This window comes from Brachyspira hampsonii 30446 (genome assembly GCF_000316195.1).
In the GTDB taxonomy this organism is placed as follows: Bacteria; Spirochaetota; Brachyspiria; order Brachyspirales; family Brachyspiraceae; genus Brachyspira; species Brachyspira hampsonii_C.
Genome location: NZ_JH994111.1, coordinates 1,321,203 through 1,332,531 on the forward strand (window position 1 = coordinate 1,321,203; position 11,329 = coordinate 1,332,531).

Below are 11,329 nucleotides of genomic sequence, written 5' to 3' on the forward strand. Positions count from 1 at the left end.
ATACTCTTTTTATTTTATTTATTTAAAATTATTGTCTAATTTAAAATATTCTAATTCAGAATATAGATTATTAGTTCCGTTAACAACATCTTTTCCAAGCAATGAACTGTTATTAACTAATTCAGCATTTTCCTGAGTAATTTTATTTAATTCATTCATAGATGTATTAATCTGTCTTACACTCTCCTCTTCTTCGGATGTAGATTCATATATATTGACTAGTATATCAGAAACTTCTTTGGCGGAATTTTCTATTTCCACAAGTATATCTAAAGATTTTTTTACGGATTCATCACCAATTTCTATTTTAGATACGGTATTTTCTATAATATTTGTAATATTTCCTGCAGCTTCATTAACATTCTGAGCTAAACTTCTTATTTCTGAAGCTACTACAGCAAATCCTCTTCCCTGTTCACCAGCACGAGCCGCCTCTACTGCTGCATTAAGTGCTAATATATTAGTTTGAAAAGCTATTGATTGTATTAATTTTGTAATATTTGATATTTCCTTACTAGATTCTGAAATTTCAGTCATATTATTTGATATTTCATTAACTGCCGCTACTCCATTCTGAGTAGATTCAGTAACTTTAGAACTCATATTCTTAGCATTATAAGAATTTTTTGAAGTATTAGAAATGGCTGAAAGCAGATTTTCTATAGAACTAGTTATTTCTTCAACAGCTGCTGCCTGAGAAGATGTTCTGTCTGATAAGTTATCTATACCCATTGATATTTTTTCTGATGAATTATTAATTAATGATATATTTTCTTTTAACTCAGAAACAATATTATGCATTATATGCTGCATATCATTGATTGAATTTGCCAAAACGCCTGAAACATCTTTTCTTTTTAAATCTTTATCATCAAATCGGCTGTCGAATCTTCCATCTTGCATTAATGTCATTACTGTAATAGCATGGTATAGATTATTTGATAATGGTATTACTATTCTAGCAACCAAAAGAAATTCTAAAATTATAAGAAATAATATACATAAAAACAAACTTATCATAAGAAATCTAAATTGAGAATAAAACATTTCAGCACTTCCTTTGAATACTAATATCCAAGGAGCATTATCTGTTTTTTTAATAGAATACCATTCATTATCTATGATATCTAAATCCCCTATATGCGATGATAAATTATTTTTAAAATCAGCAAATATAGGATATGTAAATAAATTATTAGTTTCATTTAGTATATAATCTTTATTATCATGAGTCATAAAAATACCATTATCTGAAACTATATAAATTTCATCTTCAAAAATTTTCTTTATACTTTCAGATATAGTATTTATATTTGCAAAATCTATAGCACATACTCCTTTCAAAGACCCATTAGTATAAACAGCCTTTGCAAATGTAATAGTAAGTTTATTTACTGCAAAATCTATATAAGGATCGCTAATCATTATATTATTAGTTGCAACAGAATCTTTATACCAATCTCTTGAAGTTTGATCATAAGTAAGCGGATAAACTTCTAATGTATTAATAAAAACCCCGCCTTGAGGATATGGAGTAGTATTACCAAAATATACATTCAAATACCCTTCATTAAGTTTCTGAACATTAGTTATAAAATTACCAAACTCCACCCAATTAGGATTAGATGATAAATATGAATCCATAACATAAATAGTATTTTTCAAAACTTCAACATAACCTTCTGTTCTAGTCTTTGCCTCTAATGCTTGAAGATTCTTTTCTCTTAAAAATCTGGATTTATATAAAGGCTTATAAAAAATATATATACCTATGAATAAAATCAAAAGAAATATTATGAAAGGAGCCAAAAATTTAATCATTAATTTATTTTTCATTATAATAACCTTTATAAAATTATAATCTTCTTTATAAATAATAATATAGAAAATTATATTTACAAAGTCAAAGATAATGATGAATTTTTATATGATTTTTTAAATTTTTTAATATAATATTTATCTTTTATAATCAATAAATACAGACTATAATAATAGATTTTTAAATTTGGTAATTATAATACAAAATTAACAAATATTTCTTGCTATAAGCCTAATATTTTCTCCATAACTCCATTTAGTATTTTCACAGTCATAATTAATAAATGATAAACTAGGAAAAATGAATGTCTTTATACCAAATACAGCAAATGGTATAATATTTTTTAAATTTGGTATATTGCCTTTTAATATATCAGCTTTTAAGCTAATATTATTTTTATTAACATTATAATTGCTGTATTTTATATCTATAATTTCAAAATTAACACTTTCTAATAACATTTTTAAATTATATGGATTAAAATTAACAGTATGTTCAGTAGTCAAACAATCAATTAATATATTATTATCAACATCTTCCAACATAGGAGAATTGGGAACTTCTATATAGAGATACCCATTATCATTAAGCATAGATTTTATTTTTAATAATATATCTCTTGGACTAACAAAATGCTCTAAAACATGCGAAAGCATTATAATATCATATTTTTCATTGCTGCTCAAAAAATCTGATTCTAATTTTATATTATATTTATTTTCAGCATAGTTTCTAGCATAATCATTAAGTTCATATCCATAGACACTAAAACCATTATCTTTAAATATCTTCAATAAAAGTCCATCAAAAGCACCTATTTCACATACCTTAATATTATGCTTATCTTTAATGTCATTAAATAAATAATTTACAAATTTAAATTGAGACAAACTTCTTGAATAACGAATTCTAAATTTGGCATATTCAAATATTTTATTTTTTATTTTATTATTTCCATTATGATACAGCCAATATTTATGATATTCATTTTTATATAAATTATTCATTTCATCTTCAGTCGGCGGCTCAATATAATATAATTTGCAGTCATTACACTGATAAACTTTTTTATCACTATACCATATATTTTTTATAATACCTATTTCAGTATAATTATTACTATAGCAAACACTGCATTTCATATAAATAACTCAATTATTCAAAAGAAAGCTCAATTCCGCATTTAGGACATTTAGTCATATCTTCTGTAATACTTGATCCGCAATTAGGGCATTCATAAACTTCAATTTCCTCAACAACCTCTTCAGAAGTAGTTTCATATTCATCATCTGAAGCCTCTACAACCTCAACAACATCTTTCATTACAAGCATTAAATTATCAACAATTTCTTTTTCAAGATTAGTTTTTTCTATAATGTCTTCAGCCGACATATTATATAATTCTTCTATAGAATTGATATTATTATCTATAAGCGTTTTTATAATTGCTTCATCAATACCCTGCAATGAATACAAATTACTTTCAAATACTTCAGTATTTTCTAATTCTTCATCAGTAGACTCAGTTTCTTCTGTATTATCTGAGAATATTTGATTCAAAGGAACTATATCTTTTAATAATTCCGGATTTTCTTTTATATCTGTTTCAGTTTTTATATCAAAATAATATCCTGTAAGCTGAGAGGCTAATTTTACATTATAACCGCTTTTTCCCAATGCTAAAGTAAGCTGCTCATCTGGTATAATAATCATAGCCTCTTTTTTCTCAGGATCCGTAATAATAATTCTTATTGGCTTAGCAGGAGTTATAGCCTCAGCAATATACTCTCTTATGTCTTTAGACCATTTTACAACATCTATTTTTTCGCCTTCTATTTCTTTAATAATGGATTGTATACGAATACCTTTCTGACCTATACAAGCTCCTATAGGATCCACTTCAGGCTTATTAGAAGAAACAGCAACTTTTATTTTTAAGCCCGGCTGCCTTACTACATTTTTAATTTCTATAGTACCGTCTGCTATTTCAGGTATTTCAAGTTCAAATAACTTTTTTATAAAATCAGCCTTTGTTCTAGTAAGAAGTATTTTAGTAGGTATTTCCTTACCTTTTTCATCTTTACCGCCTTGTACTTTATATATATAGGCTCTTATTCTATCACCTGATGTATAATGTTCTCTAGGAGACTGATCCTTTTTCTGCAATTCGCCTTCTGTTTTTCCTAAATTTATATAAATAGTTCCTCTATGCTCTCTCTGAAAATATCCGTTTACAAGCTGATTTTCTCTTCTTTTGAATTCATTGTATATAATATTTTTTTCTAATTCAGAAATTTTTTGGAAAAATGCTGTTCTAGCTACTGTACTCTCTATTCTTCCAAATGCTTCAACCTGATCTACAAGTATTAATACTTCATCGCCCAAATTAATATCCTGATCCAATTTCTTAGCATCTTCCAAAGATATTTCTTTATTTTTATTCCTAACTTCTTCTACAACGCTGGCACCTTTATATACAGTAGGATTATTTTTATTGTCAAAATGAATATGAAATTTTATATCATCGCCATATTTCTTCTTTAAAGCTAATTCCATAGTAGATGCTATAACTTCTTTCAAAAGATCTACACTAATATCTTTTTCATCAGAAAGCTGCTGTAAATAAGTTCCAACATTTTCAAACATTTTGACTCTCCATTTTTTTATTTTTATTATTAAACATGTTTATAGTATATCAATATTAACAATTTAATCTTGCTTTTATGATATCTTTTTTTAATATTTTTATATTTTTTTCATTAATAACATTATCTTCATCAGTTACAGTTACTATAATATAGTCATCTTCAGCCTTTTTCAGCATTGCATAAGCAGTAATAAACTCATCGCCGCTTTTATATTTTATTTTTATAGGCATATCTTCAAATAATTCATATCTGTCATTAAACTTCCATCTGAACCCCGCAGAAGAAACTGTTATAGTATAATCTCCCTCATCATAACCATTAGCCTTTATACAATCCTGAATCCTTCTTGTAGTTTCTATACAATGAGTATGAGATACACTTTCTTTCTTTTTAAAGATAACAGCATATACTTTCTTATTATCAGAAATAGCTCTTACCTTCAAATCAAGAAGATATATATTATTTTCCTCTAAAACATCTTTTATACCATTAAACAATACAGCTTCATCTATTATATTATTATCTATTTTCTTAATTGGTTTATCTTTTTTAAATTTCTTTTTTTTAGGTTCTCTGCCGTATTCTTTTTGTTTCTGAGGTTTAGTTTTTTTATTCATATAAATACTTTTTTATTATTTTCCTATTAAATAAAAAAAAGAGTGTCAGTTTTTGCTGCCAAAAACCAACGCCCTTCATTACAAATATTTTCGGAAGTGATTTTATTTTAACTTACTAATGATTTTTGTCAAGTACTTTAATAAAATTTATTATTATGTTAATATTAATCAATTGACTTTTATCATTTTCTATTTTATTATTAATAGTAATAAACTGAAAATAGTATTGGTCAATATGGTATTTTATACATTAACTATTATATTTTTCTTGTATGTGGTCTCTATAGCTATAAAAATGCTTCTTGAAAACAGACCTCCATACTCATTTATAGCTTGGCTAACCGTTTTAGTATTTCTGCCTTATATTGGAGTAATATTCTATATATTTCTTGGTATGGATTGGAAAAAATCAAAAAAGAAAATTTCTGCTAAACTCCCGGAAGATATGATAAAAAATTATTTTTCTTCGCTTCTGAAAGAACAAATAAAAATACTTGATAATATGCAGGGCAATTACAGCAAAAATATCAATTTAGTTAAGCTTGCAATAAAAAGCGGCTACTCTCCTATAACAGTTCAAAATGAAGTTTATGTCTTTGATGAAGGAGATAAACTTTTTGATGCTATAATTCAGGATTTGAAATTGGCAGAAAAAACTATACATATGGAATATTTCATATGGAGAAGTGATAGGCTTGGAAATAGGATAAAAGATGTTCTAATAAAAAAAGCAAAAGAGGGAGTTGAAATCAGGCTTATATTTGACGGTGTAGGATCACTAAAAAGAATAAGCAGAAAATATAGAAGAGAGCTAAAAGCAAATGGTATAAAATTTTTATATTATCATGATCCTTTTTCTATATTATGGACTAGATTTGTTAATTATAGAAATCACAGAAAAATCGTTGTAGTTGATGGTGTTGTAGCATATATGGGTGGAATGAATCTAGGACAGGAATATATAGACGGAGGGAAACATTTTAATTCTTGGAAAGATGTGCATATGAGAATAGTAGGAGATTCATGTAATCTTATACAGAATGTTTTTGTATGTGATTGGTATAATGCAGGAGGAAGGGATTTAGAAATCTTTAATATAGAAGAACATAAGCATAAGCATTTCAAAAAAATAAAATATGCAGATAAGGATTTAAACGAAGAAAAAGTTTCAATTATAAGAAAAGATCTATTTCCGCAATCCTTCACTGATAAATTTCTTCCGGTTCAAATAATAACTTCAGGAGCAGACTCAAAGTGGGACAGCATACAGAAAGTATATTCAAAAATGATAGAAGAGGCTAAAGAAAGCATTTATATAGAAAGTCCTTATTTTGTGCCTGATGACGGTTTTTTAAGAACTTTAGAAAATGCTGCATTATCTGAAGTAGATGTAAACCTTATGATAACAGGAAAGCCTGATAAATTAGTTCCTTGGTGGGTAGCTCAGACATATTTTGAACCTTTACTTAATGCCGGAGTAAACATTTATTTATATGAAAAAGGTTTTCTGCATAGCAAATTCTGTGTTATGGATGGAAGAATAGTATCATGCGGTACTTGTAATATGGATATAAGAAGTTTTTATTTACATTATGAAATGAATGCAGTTATATATGACATTGATATTGCTAAAAAATTTGAGGATATATTTAAAAAAGATATTCTCAATTCTCATAAAGTAACTATAGAGGAGTATTCTAAACAGCCAATGCTTGTAAGACTTAGAAATTCAGCTTGCAGAATTATAGCTCCTGTATTATAATGGTTTATATTTTTGAATACGGTAAATAATTATGATGAAAAAAATAAAAATATCAGAATTAGATAGTCAAGCTATTTTTGATTTAGGGCTTTCAAAAGAAAAGCATATTCTTTTTATAGATGATATAGGAATAAAAAAAGAAAATATCCCTACTCTAAATGAACTTTTAAAAACTAGAGAAGATTTCTTTGTGAATATATCATCAGAAAAAAATGAAAGTAACAAAAATAATATAAGCGGTAATGATTTGCTTACAGCCTTGCCTGAAATGAGAAATCTTATATATCATGCATCACTTAAATATCCGCTAAAAAATATATCAATATTTTCTAAACTTATCAATTTAAGAAGTCTGCATCTATACGGTGATTTACCAAAAGATATGGAATTGAAGCCTCTTGATAATATAGAAAATTTGGAAAGTATGTATATAGAAAACGGACTTACTTTAAAACAAGATGTTTATTTATCTATGAGAAGCACTATAAGAGAAATAGGTGCCGGTATATTTAGAATGGAATCTTTTGATAAAAATCCTAATTTGAAAAAAATAGCTATTCTTACAGGGGTTTCTCATGAAGAAGAAATGCCTAAAAAACTTCCTGAATTAGAAGAGCTTTATATTGAAAAAGGAAAAAATATAAGATCATTTAATTTTATATCTGAAATGAAAACACTTAAAACATTGGAATTAAATAATATCCCATCATTAAAAGAAATCCCTAATTTAAGTAATTTAGAAAATTTAACAAAAGTTATTTTAACTAATCTAAGAAGTCTCGAAAATATGGACTCTATATTAAATCATACTAGAATAAGAACTCTAATATTAGAAAATATAAAATGCTTTAATATAGATATGCTTTCAAAGGAAACAGCTCCTAGATTAAAATATGTATCTGTTATAAGCGATGATAAAAATTGGGATAAAAGAACAAAAAAATTATTGGAAGAAAGAGGATACAGAGATTATAATGAAAATTAATTCATTTAAATTAATAATATTTGTTAAATAAAAAATGAGCCTGATTACTCAAGCCCATTTCAGAATATAATTTTAATATTATAGAGTTTTACAATTTGAAATAACTCACAGCATCTATCAATTTCTGTGCTTCGCTGCTTAAAGTTATACTAGCTTCTTTTGACTGCTCTACTAAACTAGCATTTTCCTGTGTGCTTGCATCCATTTTTAGTACCGCCTGATTAACCTGTTCAACTCCGCTTTGCTGTTCTACTGCTGTTGTAGATATGTCTCTCATTATATTTGCTGTATTTTCTATTTTATCTTTTATATCAGTAAATATTTCCTGAGATTTTCTAGCCGCTTCTGCAGCTATCTTTATCTTCTCATCGGAATCTGCTATCAAAGAAGTAATGTCTTTAACAGAAGTTTGTGTGTTTTGAGCCAATGTTCTAACCTCAGAAGCTACAACAGAGAAACCTCTGCCCTGCTCTCCGGCACGGGCTGCTTCTACTGATGCATTAAGTGCCAATATATTAGTTTGAAAAGCAATATCTTCTATTAATTTTGTTATATTAGTTATTTTTCTGCTTGCTTCAAAAACCATTTCCATACTTTTTGTGGTGCTGTCTATTATAAGTCCTGCTTCTTCTACAGATTTTTTTGAATCATTCATCATATTATTTCCTATTACTGATTTTTCAGCAGAATTTTTTATTGTTGATGCCATTTGCTCCATAGAACTTGCAGTCTGTTCTAATGATGAAGACTGAGATTGAGTTCTTAAAGCTAAATCATTATTTCCGCTTTCTAATTCTTTTGAAGTTAATTCTATATTATTAGAAGAATCCATTATATCGCTTACTATATGTTTTAATTTTTCTATAGTATTATTAAAGCCATTAGCTATTATTCCAAACTCATGATTTTTATATTTATTAGTTAGGAATTTACTTGGTGCAGATACGGTTAAATCTCCATTTCCAAGTCTATTTAAATCATTTGCTATTCTTGATAGAACTCCTGATATATTTTTATTAACATACACTACTACTATAAGCGATGTAATAAAAAGAAGTAATATGCTTAACGCTATAGTTATTTTTATTAAAGTATTTTTGTTAGCAAAAAATTCATTATCAAGCATAGTAACGCACATTATCCAATCTATATTTTCTAGTCTTGAAAAAGCCATTATTTTTTCGCCTTCATCTTCATAATGTAAAGAACCTTTTCTTTGAGAAGCTGCAGCAGACAAAGCGTTTTTAGAACCTATTGATATAGTATTAACTTTATCTATTTCTTTATGCGCTACTCTTCTTCCATCTTCATTAACTATATATATATTGCCTGTTTTTCCTATAGTTATTTCAGAAAAATATTTTTGAACAAAAGAATCCCATCTTAATTCAGCGTATAAAACCCCAGCAGGTTTGGAATCTGCATCAAATACTCCAGCTAAAACACCTATAACATAATTTCCTGTTACTGATGATAAATAAATCTCATCTTCAATAGAATATTTATAATTATTATCTTGAAGCTCTTTCCATATAGTTTTTTGACTTACAGTATTTAAATGTTCATTAGAAGCCGTGTCCAAAACAACTTTTCCATTCAAATCTATTAAAGCAAAAGCTGAAAAATGAGATTCCAATTCTTTTAAAAGTTCATTAAATTCACTGTTTGCTATAGATAAAGTATCTTGATTTGGATTTTGAAAATAATCTAAAAACTCAGATTCTTTTGATATAACAGAAGTCAAATCAGCCTGATCTTCAATCCATATAGAAACTAAATCTCTATATCCATCAGCAGTTTCCATAAATCCGTTTATAGCAGTTCTTTCCATAAATATTGCCGAAGCAGATATTATTACTATCATAAGAATCAAAAGCATTACAGCTACAGATGATATGATAGTAAAAGGCATTTTAAACTTCAAAGTTTGCATAAATTTCATAAATGACCCCCATAAATAACTCAATTATTATAATAATATTATATGACATTTCTTTTAAAAAGTCTATATATTTGTAAATATTTTTTACTAAAAATATTAAAAAATATTATTTTTTTACATAAAAAGTAAATATTTAGTAAATTTATAAAAATATTGTAAATTATTTTTGTTTTTTATTTTTTATATTTTTCTTTGACAAAATCAATATAATTGTATATCATAATATCATCACAAAAACTAAGGATTTAATATGTATAATATCAGCCAATTAAAAGAACTATTAAAAGAAAGGAATATGAATGATAAATTTTCTTTAATTTACGGAGATGATGCATATACTATGTCCGAAGCATATACTAGATTAATCGATACAATAAAGCATTTTGAAAGTATAGAAAATACTCAGGAAATATATGTTTTTAGTGCTTCTGGAAGAACTGAGCTATCCGGTAATCATACAGATCATAATAATGGATGCGTATTAACAGCATCTATAAATTTAGATAAGCTTGCTGTAGTTTCAAAAAGAGATGATAATAAAATAATAGTTTATACTGATTATTCTAATACTCCTGACATTATAGATATTAATGATTTAGAAATTAATAAAGAAGAATACGGTAAATCTAATGCTTTAACAAGAGGAGTTTGTGCAGGAATAAAAAATAAAGGCGGCAATATAGGAGGATGCACAGTAACTTTAAATAATAAAGTTCTTATAGGAAGCGGATTAAGCAGTTCAGCTAGCTTTGAATCTTTGATTGGTGAGATACAGAATGCATTATATAATGATGATAAAATAAGTAAAGTTGATATAGCAAAAATAGGTCAGTATGCTGAAAATGTTTATTTTGGAAAGCCTTGCGGACTTATGGATCAAATGGGCTGTTCTGTAGGCGGTATTATGTCTATAGATTTCAAAGATAATGAAAAGCCTATAATAGAAAAAGTTGAATATGATTTTGAAAGTAAAGGTTATGCTCTTATGATAGTTGATGCTAAGGGAGATCATAGCGGTCTTACAAATGAATATGCTGCTATAAGAGAAGAAATGAATGCTGTGGCTAATTATTTTGGAAAAAAAGTATGCCGGGAGATAACTAAAAAAGAATTGATTGATAATGCTTCTAAATTAAGAGCTGAAGTTGGAGACAGAGCCATAATGAGAGCTTATCACTTCTTAGAGGAAAATGAAAGGGTAATTAATCAAATAAATGCACTTAAAAAAGATGATATAAATACATATATAAAACTTATGAATGAATCCGGACTTTCAAGCTTTATGTACTTACAAAACTGTTATTCTGTTACAAGCTCAAAAAATATGGGAGTTGCTTTAGGTCTTGCACTTACAAAAGATTTCTTAGAAGGCGAAGGAGCATGCCGCGTACATGGAGGAGGATTTGCAGGAACTATACAGGCTTTAATTCCTGTAAATAGAGTCGAAGAATATAAAAAATATATGAACTCAATATTTGGTGAAGGAAGTGCAGTAAAAATAAGAGTGAGACAATCACCTGTTTGTTCAATATAAAAAATTATATATTATAAAAAAA

Annotated in this window: 8 protein-coding genes; 3 read left to right on the plus strand and 5 right to left on the minus strand. The window is 27.0% G+C overall.

All coding sequences use genetic code 11. The features are described 5' to 3' along the window. Nucleotides 1–18: 18 nt before the first annotated feature. The 4 genes from A966_RS10445 to A966_RS10460 form a co-directional block, all read right to left on the minus strand. Complete coding sequence (locus A966_RS10445) at nucleotides 19–1,836, minus strand: methyl-accepting chemotaxis protein (protein WP_008725351.1); 1,818 nt, start codon at nucleotides 1,834–1,836, stop codon at nucleotides 19–21. A 189-nt stretch (nucleotides 1,837–2,025) separates the two neighbouring features. Beyond that, nucleotides 2,026–2,961, minus strand: coding sequence for a class I SAM-dependent methyltransferase (locus tag A966_RS10450; protein ID WP_008725353.1), 936 nt, complete (start codon nucleotides 2,959–2,961; stop codon nucleotides 2,026–2,028). A 13-nt stretch (nucleotides 2,962–2,974) separates the two neighbouring features. Beyond that, nucleotides 2,975–4,465, minus strand: coding sequence for a transcription termination factor NusA (nusA, locus tag A966_RS10455; RefSeq protein WP_008725354.1), 1,491 nt, complete (start codon nucleotides 4,463–4,465; stop codon nucleotides 2,975–2,977). A gap of 55 nt (nucleotides 4,466–4,520) precedes the next feature. Further along, entirely contained in the window at nucleotides 4,521–5,084 is a 564-nt protein-coding gene (locus A966_RS10460) for a ribosome assembly cofactor RimP (RefSeq protein ID WP_008725356.1), read from the minus strand. Between the two features lie 235 nt (nucleotides 5,085–5,319). Between A966_RS10460 and A966_RS10465 the strand changes: the two genes are divergently transcribed. Both A966_RS10465 and A966_RS10470 read left to right on the plus strand, forming a co-directional pair. Further along, complete coding sequence (locus A966_RS10465) at nucleotides 5,320–6,846, plus strand: phospholipase D-like domain-containing protein (protein ID WP_008725358.1); 1,527 nt, start codon at nucleotides 5,320–5,322, stop codon at nucleotides 6,844–6,846. A gap of 31 nt (nucleotides 6,847–6,877) precedes the next feature. Then, on the plus strand, nucleotides 6,878–7,831 hold the full coding sequence (locus A966_RS10470) for a leucine-rich repeat domain-containing protein (RefSeq protein WP_008725360.1): 954 nt from the start codon (nucleotides 6,878–6,880) through the stop codon (nucleotides 7,829–7,831). 88 nt (nucleotides 7,832–7,919) lie between these two features. Here the strand turns inward: A966_RS10470 and A966_RS10475 are convergent, their stop codons facing one another. Next, a complete protein-coding gene (locus A966_RS10475; RefSeq protein ID WP_008725361.1) occupies nucleotides 7,920–9,773 on the minus strand; it encodes a methyl-accepting chemotaxis protein in 1,854 nt (617 codons plus the stop codon). A gap of 250 nt (nucleotides 9,774–10,023) precedes the next feature. On the opposite strand from A966_RS10475, the gene A966_RS10480 reads away from it, so the two are divergent. Beyond that, a complete protein-coding gene (locus A966_RS10480) occupies nucleotides 10,024–11,307 on the plus strand; it encodes a galactokinase (protein ID WP_008725362.1) in 1,284 nt (427 codons plus the stop codon). Nucleotides 11,308–11,329 lie beyond the last annotated feature (22 nt).

Bases quoted from the DNA above. Each gene is read 5' to 3' on its own strand.
- A966_RS10450 (WP_008725353.1), bottom strand. From the start codon at position 2,961: ATGAAATGCAGTGTTTGCTATAGTAATAATTATACTGAAATAGGTATT.
- A966_RS10465 (WP_008725358.1), top strand. From the start codon at position 5,320: ATGGTATTTTATACATTAACTATTATATTTTTCTTGTATGTGGTCTCT.
- A966_RS10480 (WP_008725362.1), top strand. From the start codon at position 10,024: ATGTATAATATCAGCCAATTAAAAGAACTATTAAAAGAAAGGAATATG.
- nusA (WP_008725354.1), bottom strand. From the start codon at position 4,465: ATGTTTGAAAATGTTGGAACTTATTTACAGCAGCTTTCTGATGAAAAA.
- A966_RS10470 (WP_008725360.1), top strand. From the start codon at position 6,878: ATGATGAAAAAAATAAAAATATCAGAATTAGATAGTCAAGCTATTTTT.
- A966_RS10475 (WP_008725361.1), bottom strand. From the start codon at position 9,773: ATGAAATTTATGCAAACTTTGAAGTTTAAAATGCCTTTTACTATCATA.
- A966_RS10460 (WP_008725356.1), bottom strand. From the start codon at position 5,084: ATGAATAAAAAAACTAAACCTCAGAAACAAAAAGAATACGGCAGAGAA.
- A966_RS10445 (WP_008725351.1), bottom strand. From the start codon at position 1,836: ATGAAAAATAAATTAATGATTAAATTTTTGGCTCCTTTCATAATATTT.